This window comes from Microbacterium testaceum (genome assembly GCF_029761935.1).
In the GTDB taxonomy this organism is placed as follows: Bacteria; Actinomycetota; Actinomycetes; order Actinomycetales; family Microbacteriaceae; genus Microbacterium; species Microbacterium testaceum_A.
In genome coordinates this window covers 760,958-779,447 of record NZ_CP121699.1, presented here as the reverse complement: position 1 = coordinate 779,447, position 18,490 = coordinate 760,958, and the positions used below count along the sequence as shown (strand labels likewise).

Annotated in this window: 18 protein-coding genes; 14 read left to right on the top strand and 4 right to left on the bottom strand. The window is 68.6% G+C overall.

Going from position 1 to position 18,490, the window contains the following annotated elements; all coding sequences use genetic code 11:
- Positions 1–2 precede the first annotated feature (2 nt).
- Positions 3–377, bottom strand: coding sequence for a response regulator transcription factor (locus tag QBE02_RS03725; RefSeq protein ID WP_279367176.1), 375 nt, complete (start codon positions 375–377; stop codon positions 3–5).
- Between the two features lie 112 nt (positions 378–489).
- Between QBE02_RS03725 and coaE the strand changes: the two genes are divergently transcribed.
- The 3 genes from coaE to QBE02_RS03710 all read left to right on the top strand — a co-directional run bounded on the left by coaE (position 490) and on the right by QBE02_RS03710 (position 3,702).
- On the top strand, positions 490–1,092 hold the full coding sequence (coaE, locus tag QBE02_RS03720; RefSeq protein ID WP_279367175.1) for a dephospho-CoA kinase: 603 nt from the start codon (positions 490–492) through the stop codon (positions 1,090–1,092).
- A gap of 83 nt (positions 1,093–1,175) precedes the next feature.
- The gene (gene uvrB, locus QBE02_RS03715; RefSeq protein ID WP_279367174.1) at positions 1,176–3,245 is read left to right on the top strand and encodes an excinuclease ABC subunit UvrB; all 2,070 of its coding nucleotides are present in this window, start codon (positions 1,176–1,178) and stop codon (positions 3,243–3,245) included.
- 31 nt (positions 3,246–3,276) lie between these two features.
- Entirely contained in the window at positions 3,277–3,702 is a 426-nt protein-coding gene (locus QBE02_RS03710) for a VOC family protein (protein ID WP_279367173.1), read from the top strand.
- Positions 3,703–3,721: 19 nt separating this feature from the next.
- Here QBE02_RS03710 and QBE02_RS03705 read toward each other — a convergent pair whose 3' ends face one another.
- Positions 3,722–3,958 (bottom strand): hypothetical protein, encoded by a 237-nt coding sequence (locus QBE02_RS03705; RefSeq protein ID WP_074694851.1) that lies wholly within the window; start codon positions 3,956–3,958, stop codon positions 3,722–3,724.
- A gap of 36 nt (positions 3,959–3,994) precedes the next feature.
- Between QBE02_RS03705 and QBE02_RS03700 the strand changes: the two genes are divergently transcribed.
- From QBE02_RS03700 to QBE02_RS03650, 11 genes are all read left to right on the top strand, one after another.
- On the top strand, positions 3,995–4,423 hold the full coding sequence (locus QBE02_RS03700) for a MarR family winged helix-turn-helix transcriptional regulator (RefSeq protein ID WP_279367172.1): 429 nt from the start codon (positions 3,995–3,997) through the stop codon (positions 4,421–4,423).
- A 124-nt stretch (positions 4,424–4,547) separates the two neighbouring features.
- Positions 4,548–7,517 carry an excinuclease ABC subunit UvrA gene (gene uvrA, locus QBE02_RS03695; protein WP_074694853.1) on the top strand — a complete coding sequence of 990 codons (2,970 nt, stop codon included), beginning with the start codon at positions 4,548–4,550 and terminating at the stop codon, positions 7,515–7,517.
- A 2-nt stretch (positions 7,518–7,519) separates the two neighbouring features.
- A complete protein-coding gene (gene uvrC / locus QBE02_RS03690; protein ID WP_279367171.1) occupies positions 7,520–9,463 on the top strand; it encodes an excinuclease ABC subunit UvrC in 1,944 nt (647 codons plus the stop codon).
- Between the two features lie 31 nt (positions 9,464–9,494).
- The gene (gene rapZ, locus QBE02_RS03685; RefSeq protein WP_056232207.1) at positions 9,495–10,376 is read left to right on the top strand and encodes an RNase adapter RapZ; all 882 of its coding nucleotides are present in this window, start codon (positions 9,495–9,497) and stop codon (positions 10,374–10,376) included.
- 40 nt (positions 10,377–10,416) lie between these two features.
- Complete coding sequence (gene whiA, locus QBE02_RS03680) at positions 10,417–11,394, top strand: DNA-binding protein WhiA (RefSeq protein ID WP_056232204.1); 978 nt, start codon at positions 10,417–10,419, stop codon at positions 11,392–11,394.
- Positions 11,395–11,694: 300 nt separating this feature from the next.
- The gene (locus tag QBE02_RS03675) at positions 11,695–12,321 is read left to right on the top strand and encodes a superoxide dismutase (RefSeq protein WP_056232453.1); all 627 of its coding nucleotides are present in this window, start codon (positions 11,695–11,697) and stop codon (positions 12,319–12,321) included.
- 103 nt (positions 12,322–12,424) lie between these two features.
- Entirely contained in the window at positions 12,425–13,435 is a 1,011-nt protein-coding gene (gap, locus tag QBE02_RS03670; protein ID WP_094734144.1) for a type I glyceraldehyde-3-phosphate dehydrogenase, read from the top strand.
- Positions 13,436–13,441: 6 nt separating this feature from the next.
- Positions 13,442–14,656: a phosphoglycerate kinase gene (locus QBE02_RS03665; RefSeq protein ID WP_279367170.1), complete on the top strand. Its 1,215-nt coding sequence runs from the start codon at positions 13,442–13,444 to the stop codon at positions 14,654–14,656.
- Positions 14,647–15,435, top strand: a complete 789-nt coding sequence (tpiA, locus tag QBE02_RS03660) for a triose-phosphate isomerase (protein WP_144784756.1) — start codon at positions 14,647–14,649, stop codon at positions 15,433–15,435. Before QBE02_RS03665 ends, tpiA begins: the two co-directional genes overlap by 10 nt.
- Positions 15,436–15,548: 113 nt before the next feature.
- The gene (gene secG, locus QBE02_RS03655; protein WP_056232190.1) at positions 15,549–15,797 is read left to right on the top strand and encodes a preprotein translocase subunit SecG; all 249 of its coding nucleotides are present in this window, start codon (positions 15,549–15,551) and stop codon (positions 15,795–15,797) included.
- Between the two features lies 1 nt (position 15,798).
- Positions 15,799–16,152, top strand: a complete 354-nt coding sequence (locus tag QBE02_RS03650) for an RNA polymerase-binding protein RbpA (RefSeq protein WP_055955187.1) — start codon at positions 15,799–15,801, stop codon at positions 16,150–16,152.
- Positions 16,153–16,291: 139 nt separating this feature from the next.
- Here QBE02_RS03650 and QBE02_RS03645 read toward each other — a convergent pair whose 3' ends face one another.
- Together QBE02_RS03645 and QBE02_RS03640 are read right to left on the bottom strand one after the other, a co-directional pair.
- Entirely contained in the window at positions 16,292–17,041 is a 750-nt protein-coding gene (locus tag QBE02_RS03645; protein WP_279367169.1) for a hypothetical protein, read from the bottom strand.
- On the bottom strand, positions 17,038–18,489 hold the full coding sequence (locus QBE02_RS03640; RefSeq protein ID WP_279367168.1) for a polysaccharide deacetylase family protein: 1,452 nt from the start codon (positions 18,487–18,489) through the stop codon (positions 17,038–17,040). Before QBE02_RS03640 ends, QBE02_RS03645 begins: the two co-directional genes overlap by 4 nt.
- Between the last annotated feature and the right edge of the window lies 1 nt (position 18,490).

Here is an 18,490-nt window from a genome sequence, read left to right as displayed (position 1 = left end):
GTTCAGTCCCGGACGGAGTGGGCGAGGTCGGTGACCCGCTGGCGGAGCTCGCGCGGACGGAACGGCTTGGTGAGGTAGTCGTCGGCGCCGGCCTCGCGGCCCGCTCGCTGTTCGTTCTCGTCAGCCCGCGCACTCACCATGAGGATGCGGGTGGCGCTGAACGCGCGGATGCGGCGCGCCGTCTCGAACCCGTCGATCCCCGGCATGCTCACGTCCAACGTCGTCACGACGGGGTCGTGCCGACGGACGAGTTCGATGCCGTCGAGGCCGGTCGCGGCCGCGTGGACGACGTATCCAGCGCTCTCGAGGACCGCCGTCACGAGGAGGCGGATGTCGAGGTCGTCCTCGATCACCACAGTGGTGTGTGGGGAGGTCATGGCGGAGCTTTCGTCGGGCCGGAACGGGCGTGCGGCCTGGGCAAATGCTAGACGACAGGTGGACGATCCGCCTCCCCGGTGGGAGGACGTGCGGATATGGCATCCTCGAGGGGTGCCTCTTCTCGCGTTGACGGGTGGGATCGCCTCGGGCAAATCCACCATCGCCGCCCTTCTCGCCGACCGTGGAGCCGTCGTGGTCGACGCGGATGCGATCGTCCGAGAGGTGCAGGCCCCGGGGTCCGTGGTGCTCGGCGCGATCGCCGACGAGTTCGGCGCGGACGTCGTGCGTCCCGACGGGGCGCTCGATCGGGCCGCGCTCGGAGCCCTGGTGTTCGGTCATCCCGATCGACTCGCGCGCCTCAACGCGCTCGTGCACCCGGCCGTGCGCGAGGAGTCGCAGCGACGTTTCCACGAGGCCTTCACCGCGGACGCGGGTGCGGTGGTCGTGTACGACGTGCCCCTGCTCGCCGAGGCGCGCGGCGGTGACTCGTGGGACCTGGTGGTCGTGGCGCACTGCCCCGCGGAGCTCCGCGTGCGGCGGCTCGTCGAGAACCGCGGGCTGAGCGAGGCCGACGCCCGCGCGCGCGTGGGTTCGCAGGCGAGCGAAGAGGAGCGCCTCGCTCTGGCGGACGTCGTGATCGACACCTCGACCGATATGGATGCCACGCGCCGACAGGTCGATCAGCTCTGGGCTCGGGTGGTCCGTCCCGCCTGATCGGGGCGATGCGGGACCCGGGCGCTCGCCCACGGCGAACGCAACCCGACCCCGATGTCGGAGGCCCCGCCTACGCTGGAAGTATGCAGGCCACGCGCTCCGTCCGCCCCTTCGAGGTCATCAGCGAATACACGCCCTCCGGTGATCAGCCACAGGCGATCGCCGATCTCGCGGGGCGCATCAACGCCGGTGAGACCGACGTCGTGCTTCTGGGTGCCACGGGTACCGGCAAGTCGGCGACCACGGCGTGGCTGGTGGAGCAGGTGCAGCGTCCGACGCTGGTGCTCGCGCACAACAAGACGCTGGCCGCCCAGCTGGCGAACGAGTTCCGAGAGCTGATGCCCAACAACGCCGTCGAGTACTTCGTCTCGTACTACGACTACTACCAGCCCGAGGCCTACGTTCCGCAGACGGACACCTTCATCGAGAAGGACAGCTCGATCAACGCCGAGGTTGAGCGCCTCCGGCACTCGACGACGAACTCGCTGCTCTCGCGCCGCGACGTCGTGGTGGTGTCGACGGTCTCGTGCATCTACGGCCTCGGCGCGCCGGAAGAGTACCTCCGCGCGATGGTGGCCCTGCAGGTGGGGGAGCGGTACGACCGCGACGCCCTCATCCGCAAGTTCATCTCGATGCAGTACAACCGCAACGACGTCGACTTCTCGCGCGGAAACTTCCGCGTGCGCGGTGACACGATCGAGATCATCCCGGTGTACGAGGAGTACGCCATCCGCATCGAGATGTTCGGCGACGAGATCGAGGCCCTGTATCTCCTCCACCCCCTGACGGGCGACGTGATCGAGAAAATGGACTCCGTGCCGATCTTCCCGGCATCGCACTACGTCGCCGGGACCGAGACGGTCCAGCGTGCGATCGGAACGATCGAGCACGAACTCGAGGAGCGTCTGAAGGAATTCGAGTCGCAGGGCAAGCTCCTCGAGGCGCAGCGTCTGCGCATGCGCACCACCTTCGACCTCGAGATGCTGCAGCAGCTCGGGTTCTGCTCGGGCATCGAGAACTACTCGCGGCACATGGACGGCCGGATGCCCGGCGACCCGCCGCACACCCTGCTCGACTTCTTCCCCGACGACTTCCTTCTCGTCATCGACGAGTCCCACGTGACCGTCCCGCAGATCGGAGCGATGTACGAGGGCGACGCCTCGCGCAAGCGCACTCTGGTCGAGCACGGTTTCCGCCTGCCGAGTGCGATGGACAACCGCCCGCTGCGCTGGGACGAGTTCAAGGAGCGCGTCGGCCAGACGGTCTACCTGTCGGCGACGCCGGGTCGCTACGAGATGGGGATCGCCGACGGCGTGGTCGAGCAGATCATCCGTCCGACCGGTCTCGTGGATCCGGAGATCATCGTCAAGCCGTCGAAGGGGCAGATCGACGACCTGCTCGAAGAGATCCGCGTCCGCGTCGAGCGCGACGAGCGCGTGCTCGTCACCACCCTCACGAAGAAGATGGCGGAGGAGCTCACGGACTTCCTGGGCGAGCACGGGGTCCGCGTGCGGTATCTGCACTCCGACGTCGACACGCTGCGCCGTGTCGAGCTGCTCACCGAACTGCGCGCCGGCGTCTACGACGTGCTGGTGGGCATCAACCTCCTGCGCGAGGGTCTCGACCTTCCGGAGGTCTCGTTGGTGTCGATCCTCGATGCCGACAAGGAGGGGTTCCTGCGCAGCGGCACCTCGCTCATTCAGACCATCGGCCGTGCGGCGCGAAACGTCTCGGGCGAGGTGCACATGTACGCCGACAAGATGACCGACTCGATGAGCAACGCCATTGAGGAAACCGAGCGTCGTCGCGAGAAGCAGATCGCCTACAACCTCGAGCACGGGATCGACCCGCAGCCGTTGCGCAAGAAGATCGCCGACATCACCGAGGTGCTCAACCGCGAGGCGTCCGACACGAAGAACCTCTTGGCGCGCAACGACAAGTCCGGCAAGGGCAAGTCGCCCACGCCGTCCCTGCGCCGCACCGGTATCGCGGCCGAGGGCGCCGATCAGCTCGAGTCCACGATCGCGGATCTCACGCAGCAGATGCTCGCGGCCGCGGCCGAACTCAAGTTCGAGCTCGCCGGACGCCTGCGCGACGAGGTGCAGGACATGAAGAAAGAGCTGCGCGCCATGGAGCGCGCCGGTCACGCCTGACCCTGATCGGGTCCGGCGCGCGGAGGTCGTCATGGAACAACGCGTCACGCTCGTCACCCTCGGCGTCAGCGATCTGGAACGGGCGATGGCCTTCTACACGGCGCCCGGGTGGCGAGCGCATCCGTCGTCGGTCGCCGGAGAGGTGGCGTTCTTCGACGTCGGAGGTATGGTCGTCGCGTTGTGGGACAGGGCGAAGCTCGCCGAGGACTCCGGTGTCTCGGATGCCGGGGGCTGGGGCGGGGTGACCCTCGCCCACAACGTGGATCACCCGGCTGACGTCGATGCGATCCTCGCGGAGGCGGAGGCGGCGGGAGCCCGGCTCGCGCGCGCGGGAGCGGACACCCCGTGGGGCGGGTACTCCGGCGTCTTCATCGACCCCGACGGCCACCCCTGGGAGGTCGCGGTCAACCCGGGCTGGCCACTCGATGACCGGGGGAGGCCCGTGCTCGACGAGTGAGTCGGGTCCGCGTAAGAGATCAGGGGCAGTGCAGGAGGGGCTTCGGCCCCGACCGGTCGACGGCGTGCTCGGACATCGCGTGACCGCACAGCGGACAGGGGCGCTCCGTGCGAACGGGCTCGGGGGTGTTCTCGTACGGGCCGACGGACGCGGGTCCGGCGACCCGGATGAGGCGCGTGTTGAGGTACTGGTACCAGCCGCCGGCGTCGCGGACGCGCTCGCGCAGAGGCGGGCGGTCGGCATCCCTTCGTGTCATGATAGTTAGTGTACTAACGAATGGAGAGGAGCGCTCGTGGACGACCTCCTGAAGCTCGAAAATCAGGTGTGCTTCGCGTTGGTCACTGCCGCCCGGAACGTGGTCTCGATCTACCGCCCCGTGCTCGAGCCGCTCGGGCTGACGCACCCGCAGTACCTGGTGATGCTCGCGCTCTGGGAGGAGGAGCCGCGCTCCCTCGGCGCTCTCGCCGTCGAACTCGCGATGGAGCCCGCCACGCTGTCGCCGCTCGTCAAGCGCCTCGAGGCCCAGGGGAGGGTCGCGCGGTCGCGACGCGCCGACGACGAGCGCGTGCTCGACATCGCGCTGACGGACGAGGGTCGCGCTCTGCGCGCGGCCGCGCTCGAGGTTCCGGGCAAGATCATGGAGCGGGTCGGGGTCGACCACGATGCGCTCGTGGCGCTGCGCGACGGTCTCGCTCCCTTCGCGGGACCGACGCGCGACTGACGTCCGGCCTGGGATGGCCGTCCGAGGCGTCCGGGAGCGACGCCGAGGGGCTCGCACTCTCGCACATCCGTGCGCCCCGGGCGAACCCGGGGCCGATGTCGGAGGTCCGACCTAGACTTAACAGGTGCCCATCGTTCCTGTCGCCCAGCCCTCGTCATCCGCGAATTCCGGTACCAGCGGAAAGCTGAGTGTCCGGGGCGCGCGTGTCCACAACCTCAAGAACGTCGACCTCGACATCCCGCGCGATTCGCTCGTCGTCTTCACCGGTCTGTCGGGTTCGGGCAAGTCGAGCCTCGCCTTCGACACGATCTTCGCCGAGGGGCAGCGTCGGTACGTCGAGTCGCTGAGCGCGTACGCGCGTCAGTTCCTCGGACAGGTCGACCGGCCCGACGTCGACTTCATCGAGGGCCTCAGCCCGGCCGTTTCGATCGATCAGAAGTCGACCAACCGCAACCCCCGCTCGACGGTCGGCACGATCACCGAGATCCACGACTACATGCGCCTGCTCTGGGCGCGCGTCGGCGTTCCCCACTGCCCCGATTGCGGCGCCCGCATCCAGCGTCAGACGATCCAGCAGATCGCCGACCAGCTCATGGAATTGCCCGAGCGCACGCGCTACCAGATCGTCGCCCCCGTCGTCACCCAGAAGAAGGGTGAGTTCGTCGACCTCTTCAAGGAGCTCAGCGCCAAGGGCTATGCCCGCGCGGTCGTCGACGGCGAGCTCGTCCAGCTGGCCGAGCCCCCGACACTCAAGAAGAGTTACAAGCACGACATCGCGGTCGTGGTCGACCGCCTCGTGGCCTCCGGCGACAACCTGAGCCGCGTCACCGACTCGGTCGAGACCGCGATGGGCCTCGCCGGTGGCATCATGCAGGTGAACTACGTCGACGAAGAGGGCGACGACGCCTGGCAGTCGTTCTCCGAGAAGCTCGCGTGCCCCAACGGCCACCCCCTGCAGCTGACCGAGATCGAGCCGCGCACGTTCTCGTTCAACGCGCCGTTCGGTGCGTGCCCCGTGTGTTCGGGCCTCGGCACGCGCATGTCGGTCGACGTCGACCTCATGCTGGGCGATGAAGAACTCTCCATCCGCGACGGAGCGATCCTGCCGTGGACCACGCAGGGCAAGGGCCTGTTCCAGTACTACGAGCGCCTGCTCGAAGGACTCGCACGCGACCTGGAGTTCTCGCTCGACACCCCGTGGAAGGACCTCTCGCACGACGTCCAGCAGGCGGTGCTGCGCGGCGAGAACTACAAGGTGACCGTCAAGTGGAAGAACCGCTACGGCCGTGAGATGCGGTACTCCTCGGGCTTCGAGGGCGTCGTTCCGTACATCGAGCGCCAGTACCTCCAGGCCGAGTCCGACACGCAGCGCCAGCGCTGGTCGGAGTACCTGCGCGAGGTTCCGTGCGCGGTCTGCGACGGCGACCGTCTCAAGCCCGAGGTGCTCTCGGTCCTCGTCGACGGCACCTCGATCGCCGCGGCATCGCGCATGAGCCTCGCCGACGCGCGGGACTTCTTCTCGCAGCTCACGCTGACCGACCGCGAGGCCACGATCGCCGCCGCGGTGCTGCGCGAGATCCGGGCTCGTCTCGACTTCCTGCTGCAGGTCGGCCTGAACTACCTCAGCCTCGGTCGCGCCGCCGGCACGCTCTCGGGCGGCGAGGCCCAGCGCATCCGCCTGGCCACGCAGATCGGCTCCGGCCTCACGGGTGTGCTCTACGTGCTCGACGAGCCGTCGATCGGCCTGCACCAGCGCGACAACCGCCGTCTCATCCAGACCCTCGAGACCCTTCGCGACCTGGGCAACACGCTGATCGTGGTCGAGCACGACGAAGAGACGATCCACGCGGCCGACTGGGTGGTCGACATCGGACCCCGCGCGGGCGTTGACGGCGGAAACGTCGTCCACTCCGGCCCTCTCGCCGAACTCCTCGAAGATGAGCGCTCCCTCACCGGTGCCTACCTTTCGGGCCGCCGTTCGATCGAGGCGCCCAAGAAGCGCCGCAAGATCGACAAGAAGCGCCAGGTCACGGTCGTCGGTGCACGCGAGAACAACCTCCAGAACGTCACGGCCGACTTCCCCCTCGGTGTGCTGACCTCCGTCACCGGGGTCAGCGGCTCGGGCAAGTCCACGCTCGTCAACGGCATCCTGTACGAGGTCCTCGCCTCCAAGCTGAACGGCGCTCGGCGCGTGCCCGGCAAGCACACGCGCGTCACCGGCCTCGACAACCTCGACAAGGTCGTGCACGTCGATCAGGCGCCCATCGGCCGGACGCCGCGCTCGAATCCGGCCACGTACACCGGCGTCTTCGACCGCATCCGCAGCCTGTTTGCCGAGACGCCCGAGGCCAAGGTGCGCGGCTACCAGGCCGGGCGCTTCAGCTTCAACGTCAAGGGCGGGCGCTGCGAGGCGTGCTCCGGCGACGGCACGCTGAAGATCGAGATGAACTTCCTGCCCGACGTCTACGTCGACTGCGAGGTCTGCCACGGAAAGCGCTACAACCGCGACACCCTGTCGGTGCACTACAAGGGCAAGAACATCGCCGAGGTGCTCGAGATGCCCATCTCCGAGGCCGCGGACTTCTTCGAGCCGATCCAGGCGATCCACCGCTACCTGCGGACCCTCGTCGATGTCGGCCTGGGGTACGTGCGCCTCGGGCAGTCGGCGACCACGCTGTCGGGCGGTGAGGCGCAGCGCGTCAAGCTCGCGACCGAACTGCAGCGCCGGAGCAACGGCCGCTCGATCTACGTGCTCGACGAGCCGACGACCGGTCTGCACTTCGAAGACGTATCCCTGCTGCTGAAGGTGCTCAACGGTCTCGTCGACAAGGGCAACACCGTCATCGTCATCGAGCACAACCTCGACGTCATCAAGAGCTCGGACTGGGTCATCGACCTCGGCCCCGAGGGCGGCGCCGGCGGGGGAACGATCGTGGCCACCGGCACGCCCGAGCAGGTCGCGAAGGTCGAGGGTAGCCACACCGGAGCCTTCCTCGCGGAGCTCCTCGAGACCGGGCGCACCGGCGCGCAGCGCAACGCGGCGACGGTCGAGACCGGCGACACCGAGCGAGAGCTCGTGAGCGCGGCGCGCTGAGCATGGCGTCTCGCGAACGGGTCTCGCACCTTCCGTACCGTCCCAAGGCCGGCGAGATCCCCACCAATCCGGGGGTCTACCGGTTCCGGGACGCCGAGGGGCGCGTGCTGTACGTCGGCAAGGCGAAGAACCTGCGCGCGCGCCTGTCGAACTACTTCGCGCCGCTGCACTCGCTGCACGAGCGCACGCGCCGCATGGTCACGACGGCGGCGAGCGTGGAGTGGACGGTCGTGCCCAGCGACGTCGACTCGCTGCAGCTCGAGTACATGTGGATCAAGGAATTCGATCCGCCGTTCAACGTCCGTTACAAGGATGACAAGTCGTACCCCTTCATGGCGATCACCCTCGCCGACGAGGCGCCGCGGGTGATCGTCACGCGCAACCCGAAGATCCGCGGGGCGAAATACTTCGGCCCGTACCCCAAGGTCTGGGCGGTGCACGACACGATCGACCTGATGATCAAGGTCTTCCCGATCCGCACGTGCAGCGACTCTTCGTACAAGAAGGCGATGGCCTCTGGTCGACCGTGCTTCCCGGGTCAGATCGGGCGCTGCGGTGGTCCCTGCTCGATGAAGGTGACGATCGAGGAGCACCGCGCGATCGTCAACGACTTCGTCGCCTTCATGTCGGGAGGCGACCAGCGCTTCGCGCGCGAGCTGACGTCGCGCATGAAGGAGGCGTCGGCCGCGATGGACTACGAGTCGGCCGCGCACTACCGCGACCGCCTGCAGGCCATCGACGCCGTGCTCGGCAAGAGCGCGCTCGTGCTGGCCTCCGACACGGATGCCGATCTCTTCGGTATCGCCGAGGACGAGCTCGCCGCGACCGTCCAGCACTTCGTGGTGCGCGGCGGACGCGTGCGCGGAGTGCGCGCCACCACGATCGAGAAAGAGATCGACATCTCCGGTGCCGATCTCGTCGACCAGGTCCTCCAGCGCACCTATGGAGACGCCGACGCGAGCGACATCCCCCGCCAGGTGCTCGTTCCCGAACTCCCCGACGACGCGGAGCAGCTCGAGGACTGGCTGCGCGAACGCCGGGGCCGCCCGGTGACCCTGCAGGTCGCCCAGCGCGGCCGCAAGGCCGACCTGCTGAAGACCGCGACGCTGAACGCGCAACAGGCCCTCATGCTCCACAAGACGCGCCGGACGAGCGACTACGTCGCCCGGTCGCAGGCCCTCACCGACCTGCAAGAGGCGCTCGGCATGACCGAGGCGCCGTTGCGCATCGAGTGCTTCGACATCTCGCACCTGTCGGGCACCAACGTGGTGGCATCCATGGTCGTGTTCGAGGACGGCCTTCCGCGCAAGGACCAGTACCGCTCCTTCGGCGTCGCCGAGACGACCGACGACACCGATTCGATGTACCAGGTGCTCAGTCGCCGGCTGGCATACCTCGACCGGCCCGACGAGATCGAGCCCGAGACCATCGACGGGGCGATCGTGGCCGATCCCGACTCCGAGGAGGCGACGGCCGACGGCGAGGTCGTCACGGCCCGCAAGAGGCCGCGCTTCGCCTACCGCCCGCAGCTGCTCGTGGTCGACGGTGGTCAGCCGCAGGTCGCCGCCGCGGCCCGTGCCCTCGCCGACGCGGGGCACGAGGAGATCGCGCTGTGCGGCATCGCCAAACGTCTCGAAGAAGTGTGGCTGCCGGGGGAGGAGTACCCGGTGATCCTTCCGCGCACCTCGGAGGCGCTGTACTTGCTGCAGCGTCTGCGCGACGAGGCCCACCGCTTCGCGATCGTCCACCAGCGCAAGCGCCGCAAGCGCGACATCACGAGCGTGCTCACCGAGGTGCCCGGCCTCGGCGACACGCGCATCAAGGCGCTGCTGCGGCATTTCGGGTCGGTCTCGGCGTTGAAGAACGCCACGCCCGAAGAGATCATGGAGCTCCCCGGCATCGGGCCGACGCTCGCCGAGAACATCCACAGCCATCTGGCTCGGTAGGCTGGACCGACACGACGGGAGGCGATCGCCCATGGAACCGGCACGCGACGACGAGCCAGGCGAGGTGCTGATCGTCACGGGCATGTCGGGCGCCGGGCGATCCACGGTCGCCAACGCCCTCGAAGACCTCGACTGGTACGTGGTCGACAACCTGCCCCCGCGCATGCTGCGGCCGCTTCTCGAGCTCACGGAGCTCGCCGGTGGGGCGGTTCCGCGCGTCGCGGTCGTGGTCGACGTCCGCGGTCGATCGCTGTTCGGCGACCTTCCCGAGGCCATGCGCACCCTGCAGGCGAACCGGCAGGTGAGGGTGGTGTTCCTGGATGCCAGTGACGCGGTGCTCGTGCGCAGGTTCGAGGCGGTGCGCCGGCCGCACCCCCTGCAGCACGACGGCACGATCCTCGACGGCATCCGTCGCGAGCGCGAGCGATTGGCTCCGGTCCGCGAGGCCGCCGACGTCGTGATCGATACCTCCGCCCTGAACGTCCATCAGTTGTCGTTGCGGGCGGTCGAGCTGTTCGGCGAAGAGGGCGCTGCGCGTCACACCGTCACGCTGATGAGTTTCGGGTTCAAGTACGGCCTTCCGCCCGACGTCGATCTCGTCGCCGACATGCGCTTCCTGCCGAATCCGTTCTGGAACGACGATCTGCGCGCGCTCACCGGAGAGGATCCCCGCGTGCGGGAATACGTGCTGGGTCAGCAGGGCGCGGCGGAGTTCCTCGATGCGTACGCGGCGGCGCTGCGCCCCGTGATGGAGGGGTATCAGCGCGAGAACAAGCGGCATTCCGTCGTGGCTGTGGGCTGCACGGGGGGCAAGCATCGTTCGGTGGTGATGGCCCGGGAGTTGGCTGCACGTCTGTCCGATGTGCCCGGGGTGGCCGTCCGTGTGGCTCACCGCGACCTCGGTCGCGAGTAGGCTGTACCGTCGTCCCCGCCGCCCCCACCCGAGGAGAACCGTGCCGCTGACCGCCGACGTGAAGGCCGAACTCATCACCGTTCGCGACCCGCGCCCGACCGCGCGCGTCGCCGAGCTGACGGCCCTCCTGCGCTTCTCCGGTGGTCTGCACTCCATCGCCAACCGCGTCGCGGTCGAAGCCGAACTCGACTCCGACATCCTCGCGCGCCGCGTGGCCCGCGACCTCATGGAGCTCTACGGCGTCCGTCCCGAACTGCACCACGTGCAGGGTTCCGGCGGGCGTGCGGGCGGGCTCTACGCGGTGCGCGTGATCGAGGCGGGCGAGACCCTCGCGCGGCAGACGGGACTCCTCGACCAGCGCCGTCGCCCCGTGCGCGGCCTGCCGAACAAGCTCACCACCGGTTCGCGTCCCGACCTGAGCGCGATCTGGCGCGGAGCGTTCCTCGCCGCCGGCACCCTGAGCGACCCCGGTCGTTCCGCGGCCCTCGAGATCTCGTGCCCCTCGTCGGAGGCGGCGATGGCTCTCGTGGGTGCGGGCCACCGCATCGGCATCCCCGCCAAGGCCCGCGAGGTGCGCGGAGTGCCGCGCGTCGTCGTCCGCGACGGCGAGGCGATCCGCGGAGCCCTGTACGAGATGGGTGCCCGCCGCACCGCGGGGGAGTGGGACCAGATGCGCCAGCGCCGCGAGGTGCGGGCCGGGGTCAACCGTCTCGTGAACTTCGACGACGCGAACCTCCGCCGCTCCGCGCAGGCCGCCGTCGCGGCGTGCGCGCGTGTCGAGCGCGCTCTCGAGATCCTCGGTGACGACGTTCCCGCGCACCTTCAGCAGGCGGGTGAGCTGCGCTTGGCGCACCGCGACGCGAGCCTGGACGAGCTCGGCCACCACGCCGACCCGCCCCTCACCAAGGACGCCGTCGCCGGCCGTATCCGCCGCCTCCTCGCCATGGCCGACAAGAAGGCCGACGTCGAGGGCATCCCGGGAACCGAGGCCGCTGTTCCGGTGGGTGCCGAGGACTGAGTCCGGGTGGGATGCCGCCCTCGCGGGCGTCCCCGAGCGCGCTATCGTTCCCGGATCGCAAGGGCCGCAGCATGCGTCGCCCGCTGAGTGCGACCTCGCACGTCCGGGCCCCGCGGGTCACGGCATCCATCGCCCCCTTCCGACGCGCCCGGGCGTTTATCTTCCGTCATCCGGGGAAGCAACCCCGGTGCGCCGTGGTTACCCCTCAGTAGGATGAACTCGTCACCCTCGCTGCTCGATCCCTCGGCACGTCGTCTCGGCGAAGAGGTTTCGGCAGCGCCCGATTCGGAAGTTGAGATCATGGCGAAGTACACGCTGCCCGAACTGCCCTACGACTACTCGGCGCTGGAGCCGCACATCAGTGCGACCATCATGGAGCTGCACCACAGCAAGCACCACCAGACCTACGTCAACGGTGCCAACACCACTCTCGACCTCCTCGCCGAAGCGCGCGAGAAGGGCGATTTCGCCAACATCAACCGCCTGCAGAAGGACCTCGCGTTCAACCTCGGCGGTCACACGAACCACTCGATCTTCTGGACGAATCTCTCGCCCAACGGTGGAGACAAGCCCACCGGCGACCTCGAGTCGGCCATCGACGACCAGTTCGGCTCGTTCGACGCCTTCCGTGCGCAGTTCACCGCCGCCGCCCTCGGCGTGCAGGGCTCCGGCTGGGCGGGTCTGTTCTGGGACTCGATCGGCGAGAACCTCGTCATCCAGCAGTTCTTCGACCAGCAGGGTCAGATCGTCGCGGGCACCGTGCCGATCCTGCTCCTCGACGTCTGGGAGCACGCGTACTACCTCGACTACAAGAACGTCCGCGCCGACTACGTGAAGGCGTTCTGGAACATCGCGAACTGGGATGACGCCCAGCAGCGCTTCGCCGCCGCCCGAGAGAAGACCGCGGGTCTGCTGGTACTGTCGTAAACGGTGCGGCGTCCCGGTGGGACACCTCACCGGGACGCCGTTGTCCGCCAGCGAACACCGCAATCACGCGCTTCTCGCGCACAACTGATTCAGGAGATATTCCGTGACCGTCAAGATCGGAATCAACGGCTTCGGCCGTATCGGACGCAACTACCTCCGCGCGGCTCTCGCGCAGGGTGCCGACCTCGAAATCGTGGCGGTGAACGACCTCACCGACAACAAGTCGCTGGCGCACCTCCTCAAGTACGACTCCGTCGGCGGCGTGCTGACCGAGGACGTCTCGTACACCGCAGACTCCATCACCGTCGGCGACAAGACCATCAAGGTGTTCGAAGAGCGCGACCCCGCGAACCTCCCCTGGGGCGAGCTGGGCGTCGACATCGTCATCGAGTCGACCGGTCGCTTCACCAAGGCCGAAGACGCCAAGAAGCACATCACCGGTGGGGCCAAGAAGGTCCTTATCTCGGCTCCCGCCACGGGCGACGACGCCACGATCGTCATGGGCGTCAACGAAGAGACGTACAACCCCGAGACCGACGTCATCATCTCGAACGCGTCCTGCACCACGAACTGCCTGGCGCCCCTCGCCCAGGTGTTCAACGAGGCCTTCGGCATCGAGCGCGGCTTCATGATGACCGCTCACGCCTACACCGCCGACCAGAACCTCCAGGACGGCCCGCACAGCGACCTGCGTCGTGCGCGCGGCGCGGCGATCAACATCGTTCCCGCCTCGACCGGTGCCGCCAAGGCCATCGGCCTGGTGCTGCCCGAGCTCAACGGCAAGCTCAGCGGCTCGTCGTACCGCGTTCCGGTTCCCACCGGCTCGATCGTCGACCTCACGATCGTCACGCCCACCGAGGGCCTGACCGTCGACCAGGTCAACGAGGTCTACAAGAAGGCCGCTGCCGAGGGTCGCCTCAACGGCATCCTCCAGTACACCGAGGACCCGATCGTCTCGAGCGACATCCAGGGCAACCCGCACTCGTCGATCTTCGACGCCGAGCTGACCAACGTCAGCGGCAACCTCGTCAAGGTCTCGTCGTGGTACGACAACGAGTGGGGCTACTCGAACCGTCTCGTCGACCTGACCGAGTACGTCGCCGAGCGTCTCTGACCCTCCATGGCTCTGCGCACCCTCGATTCGCTGGGGTCGCTGGCCGGCACGCGCGTCATCGTCCGTTGTGATCTCAACGTTCCTCTCAAGGACGGGATTATCACGGACGATGGCCGCGTGCGCGCGTCGCTGCCGACCCTCAACGCACTGATCAACGCCGGCGCGCGTGTGATCGTGTGCTCGCACCTGGGCCGCCCCGACGGGGCCCCCGACCCGAAGTACTCCCTCGAGCCGGTCGCGCAGCGCCTGTCCGAGCTCCTCGGCCAGCCGGTCGCGTTCGCGCGCGACACGGTGGGCGAGTCGGCTTCGGATGCCGTGGCCTCGCTCGAGAACGGTGAGGTCGCCGTCATCGAGAACCTCCGCTTCAACGCGGGGGAGACCTCAAAGGACGAGTCCGAGCGCCAGGCCTTCGCCCGCGAGCTTGCCGGTCTCGGCGACGCCCTCGTGTCGGACGGCTTCGGCGTCGTGCACCGCAAGCAGGCGAGCGTCTACGACCTCGCTCAGCTGGTGCCCTCGGCCGCCGGCCTTCTCATCCAGAAGGAGCTCGAGGTCCTCGACCGTCTCACCGAGAACCCCGAGCGTCCCTACACGGTCGTTCTCGGCGGTTCGAAGGTCAGCGACAAGCTGGGCGTCATCGAGCACCTGCTGCCGCGCGTGGACAAGCTCCTCGTCGGTGGCGGCATGATGTTCACGTTCCTCGTCGCCGAGGGGCACAAGGTCGGCTCGAGCCTGCTCGAGCAGGACCAGATCGACACCGTGAAGGGTTACCTCGCCACGGCGAAGGAGCGCGGCGTCGAGATCGTGCTGCCGGTGGATGCGGTCGTCGCCGCCTCGTTCTCGGCGGACGCCGACCACGTGGTCGCCGACGCGGACGCCCTCGAAGGCACCGCCTTCGGTGCGTCCGGTCTCGGCCTCGACATCGGCCCCCGCACGGCGGAGATGTTCGCCGACGCCGTCCGCGGCTCGCGCACCGTCTTCTGGAACGGCCCGATGGGCGTGTTCGAGATGAAGGCGTTCGAGTCCGGCACCAAGACCGTCGCCCAGGCGCTCACCGAGGTCGACGGCCTCAGCGTCGTCGGCGGTGGCGACTCCGCCGCAGCCGTGCGTCAGCTCGGCTTCGCCGACGAGGCGTTCGGCCACATCTCCACGGGTGGCGGCGCCAGCCTGGAGTTCCTCGAAGGCAAGAAGCTCCCCGGACTGGAGGTCCTCGGATGGCAGTGACCAGAACCCCCCTCATCGCCGGCAACTGGAAGATGAACCTCGACCACCTGCAGGCGGTCGCGTTCGTTCAGAAGCTGCACTGGACGTTGAAGGAAGCCAAGCACGAGGCCGGAAGCGTCGAGGTCGCGGTCTTCCCGCCGTTCACCGATCTGCGCACCGTGCAGACGCTGCTCGACGCCGACAAGATCGACTTCGCCCTCGGCGGTCAGGACCTGTCGGCTCACGACTCCGGCGCGTACACCGGCGAGATCTCGGGTCAGTTCCTGGCCAAGCTCGATGCGAAGTACGTGATCATCGGGCACTCGGAGCGTCGTCAGTTCCACAACGAGACCGACGAGGTCGTCGCGGCGAAGACCCAGGCGGCCCTTCGCCACGGTCTCGCGCCGGTCATCTGCGTCGGCGAGACCTCGGAGGACCTCGAGAAGTTCGGCGCCAGCGCCGTTCCGGTCGGTCAGCTCGAGGTCGCGCTCGAGGGCGTGGCGGCGGACGCCGACATCGTCGTGGCCTACGAGCCGGTGTGGGCCATCGGTTCGGGTCAGGCGGCGACGCCCGATCAGGCCCAGGAGGTCTGCGCCAAGCTCCGTGCGGTCGTCGCCGACAAGCTGGGCGCCGATGCGGCTGCTCGCACGCGCGTCCTCTACGGCGGTTCGGTGAAGTCGGGGAACATCGCCGGCTTCATGCGCGAGCCCGATGTGGACGGCGCCCTGGTGGGTGGCGCGAGCCTCGTCGTCGACGAGTTCGCCGCGATCGTCCGCTTCCAGAAGCACGTCGGCGTCTGACGCCGACACGGTTGCCCGCGGCGCTTCGCCGCGGGCAACCGTGCGTCCGGGGCGCCTCCCCGTATACTTGACGCTTGTGCGGTCGACCTGATCGCTACGAAAGGCTTTCGACTGTGCAGATTCTCGAGTTCGTCCTGCAGGTGCTCCTGGGTATCACCAGCCTCCTGCTGACCCTGCTCATCCTGCTTCACAAGGGTCGCGGTGGCGGTCTGTCCGACATGTTCGGCGGCGGCATGAGTTCCGCCCTCGGTTCGTCGGGCCTGGCCGAGCGCAACCTCAACCGTTTCACGATCGTGCTCGCGCTGGTGTGGTTCGTCACCATCGTGGGTCTCGGTCTCCTCACCAAGTTCGCGGAGATCTGACATGGCCACTGGCGGCAATGCCATCCGTGGCTCGCGCGTCGGCGCGGGCCCCATGGGCGAGCAGGATCACGGCTTCCACGCCGACCGCGTCGCCGTCTCGTACTGGGACGCCCTCGGCAACGAGACCGTCCGGTATTTCGCCGCGGGCATCCCCGACGACGAGATCCCCGAGACGATCGACTCCCCGCACTCCGGGCTCCCCGCCGGACGCGACAAGGCCAACCCGCCGGCTCTCGCCAAGGCGGAGCCGTACAAGACGCACCTCGCCTACGTGAAGGAGCGCCGCAGCGACGAAGAAGCCGCTTCGCTCCTCGATGACGCTCTGCAGCAGCTGCGCGAGCGTCGCGGACAGTAAGTCCTCACCGCGCGAGCGAGAGAAGGGCCGGATGCCATGGCATCCGGCCCTTCTTCGGTTCCACGCCCCGGTGAGAGGGTGCGGGCACGCCCGGGGAAGGGGACGGGCGCGAGCGCGCGCGTCGGCGGTCGGAGTCTGCTCAGCGGACCGGGGAGTCGGTGACGATCCTCGTCCAGGGGCCGGCGGGGACGTCGGCGTCGTCGACGAAGGCCCAGTCGACGCGGTCGTCCTCCCCGTTGAGATCCGAGAAGCCCAGGCAACCGTTCAGGGCGGGCGAGACGTCGAGGCCCGCGCCGTTGTACCGCGTGTTCGCGGGACGACGGTCGTCGGAGCCGAACACGTAGGCAGCGTCGCGGTACTCGCCGGGTCCCGCGTCCTCGATCTGGCCGTAGCAGACGTGTCCGTCCGTGCGCAGGACCACCCACCGGTTCTTCATGAGGCTCTGCGAGGGGTCGTCGACGGCCGAGGAGTAGGCCGGCTCCTTCGCCCACGGGATGACCGAGCCGCGCGTGGCGAAGCCCTGGTCGTCGTTGACGTCGTCGAACGGCAGGTCGAGGTAGAACGGGTTCTCGCGCGGGGTCATGGCGGTGGGGAAATACCCGGCGTCGGCGGTACGGGCCTCGGTGCGGCAGTCGGTGCCGTCGACGATCCCATCGCACCCGCCGTAGGACCCGAGCCAGTCCGAGTCGTACGTCGAGAGGCGCTGGCTCCCGTCGGAGGCGTTCGGGTCGAACACCTCGCCCACCCAGAAGGTCGTCGCCACGACGTCGGTGTGCCACGGGTACCCGGTGTCGGGGCGCGGCACGGCGGGTGGGGCGCACGCCGACAGGCCGGCGGCGGCGACCACCACGAGGATGATCGCCGCCGCCGGCCGCAGCGTCCGCGTCATCCGGTGACGTCGCTCTCGGTGGGGTGGACCTTCTCCACCGGGCCCTGGGGAGGCGTCGCGGTCATCGGGGCGAACGACGGGGCGGTCACGGTGGCGGGGGCCAGGGACGGGGCACCGGTGCTGTCGTAGAGCTGCAGATCGTCGGTGCGGAGGGTGCCGTTGCCGAAGATCGTCAGCGCGAAACTGATGCCGTTGTAGCCGGCGGGGATCGCGGCCGTCGTCCAGTCGGCCTGCGTCCAGTCGGCGGCCGAGGAGAACCACGGGCTCGAGGTCCAGTACGACCACGAACCGCTCGTCGACCGGAGGTAGACCGCGAACTGCGTCACCCCACTCGACTGGTACCACTCGCGCAGCGTATATGTTTTGCCCGGTGTCACCGTGGGGGAGCACTGGCCGAGGTCGAACTGCGGGAGGAGTTTGGCATCGCCGTCGACGTACGCGGACATGACGATTCCGCTCGAGATGTTCCCCGTGTGCGCGGGGGAGCCGGTGCTGAACGCAGGGGTGTTGTTGCCGTAACCGCCCCTCATCCAGCAGTCGGGAGCACCGGTCTCCATGCTCGGGTTGACGATGCCGTTGGTCGACCCCGTCACGGCGGGCACCGAGGGGCCGTCCACGACGGGCTTGGCCGTGCCGCCGATGACGTCGCCGATCGTCTTGACCACCGTCCCCGCCGCCTGTCGCGTCTTCAGCCACGAGGTGAACTGACTGAACAACGACGTGGTGACCGCCAGGTCGCTGCACGCGTCGTCGCAGACGTCGTGAAAGGTGTACTGCACCCACCCGCCGCCGTTCTTCTCGGCGTTCGTGACCCCCGCCTTGAGGTCGTCGAGCGTCCAGGTGGCGTCGACCTGGTCGAGGGCCTTGAGCGCGTACTTGTCGGCCGGGCGGGTGGACTCCGCGTAGGCGCAGTCGGGGCAGCCGAAGCGACTGCGGATGTCGCCGAGGAGGCGCCCGCTGCTGTACCCGCAGTTCGCCACGGCTTTCTCGACGGCGGGGGTCGACGACGCGAAGGGGTAGGCGAAACTGCGCACCGTGAAGCCCCACGAGGTGAGGTTCTTGCGGTCGGTGCAGATCTGGCGCGTGGCCTCGTCGACACTGACCTGCGCGAGGTCGGGGTGGTTGACGGTGTGCCCGCCGATCTCGTGACCCGCGTTCTTCAGGTTCGTCAGGTCGGTGCGGGTCATGTGCCCCGCCGCGCCGATGAATCCGGAGTTGATGTAGAACGTCCCCTTCATGCCGTTGGCCTGAAGGGCGGGGAGGGCGTTGAGCTGGTCGGAGTTGGCGTCGTCGAACGTGAGGCTGACGATGGTGCGGGTGGCGGCCTGGGCAGGTGCCGCGGCGGGCGGTGCCGCGGCGATCAGCCCGCCCGCTCCGACGGCGACGGCAGCGATGACCGCGAGGGCGCGGAGTCGCCGACGCCCGGGGGCGGCGTGTCGGTGGATCATG

Excerpts from the sequence above, each read along its gene's own strand:
- QBE02_RS03725 (WP_279367176.1), bottom strand. The coding sequence starts at position 377 with ATGACCTCCCCACACACCACTGTGGTGATCGAGGACGACCTCGACATC.
- QBE02_RS03665 (WP_279367170.1), top strand. The coding sequence starts at position 13,442 with ATGGCTCTGCGCACCCTCGATTCGCTGGGGTCGCTGGCCGGCACGCGC.
- rapZ (WP_056232207.1), top strand. The coding sequence starts at position 9,495 with ATGGAACCGGCACGCGACGACGAGCCAGGCGAGGTGCTGATCGTCACG.
- QBE02_RS03705 (WP_074694851.1), bottom strand. The coding sequence starts at position 3,958 with ATGACACGAAGGGATGCCGACCGCCCGCCTCTGCGCGAGCGCGTCCGC.
- tpiA (WP_144784756.1), top strand. The coding sequence starts at position 14,647 with ATGGCAGTGACCAGAACCCCCCTCATCGCCGGCAACTGGAAGATGAAC.
- QBE02_RS03645 (WP_279367169.1), bottom strand. The coding sequence starts at position 17,041 with ATGACGCGGACGCTGCGGCCGGCGGCGGCGATCATCCTCGTGGTGGTC.
- QBE02_RS03710 (WP_279367173.1), top strand. The coding sequence starts at position 3,277 with ATGGAACAACGCGTCACGCTCGTCACCCTCGGCGTCAGCGATCTGGAA.
- QBE02_RS03650 (WP_055955187.1), top strand. The coding sequence starts at position 15,799 with ATGGCCACTGGCGGCAATGCCATCCGTGGCTCGCGCGTCGGCGCGGGC.
- QBE02_RS03640 (WP_279367168.1), bottom strand. The coding sequence starts at position 18,489 with ATGATCCACCGACACGCCGCCCCCGGGCGTCGGCGACTCCGCGCCCTC.
- QBE02_RS03675 (WP_056232453.1), top strand. The coding sequence starts at position 11,695 with ATGGCGAAGTACACGCTGCCCGAACTGCCCTACGACTACTCGGCGCTG.
- uvrC (WP_279367171.1), top strand. The coding sequence starts at position 7,520 with ATGGCGTCTCGCGAACGGGTCTCGCACCTTCCGTACCGTCCCAAGGCC.
- uvrB (WP_279367174.1), top strand. The coding sequence starts at position 1,176 with ATGCAGGCCACGCGCTCCGTCCGCCCCTTCGAGGTCATCAGCGAATAC.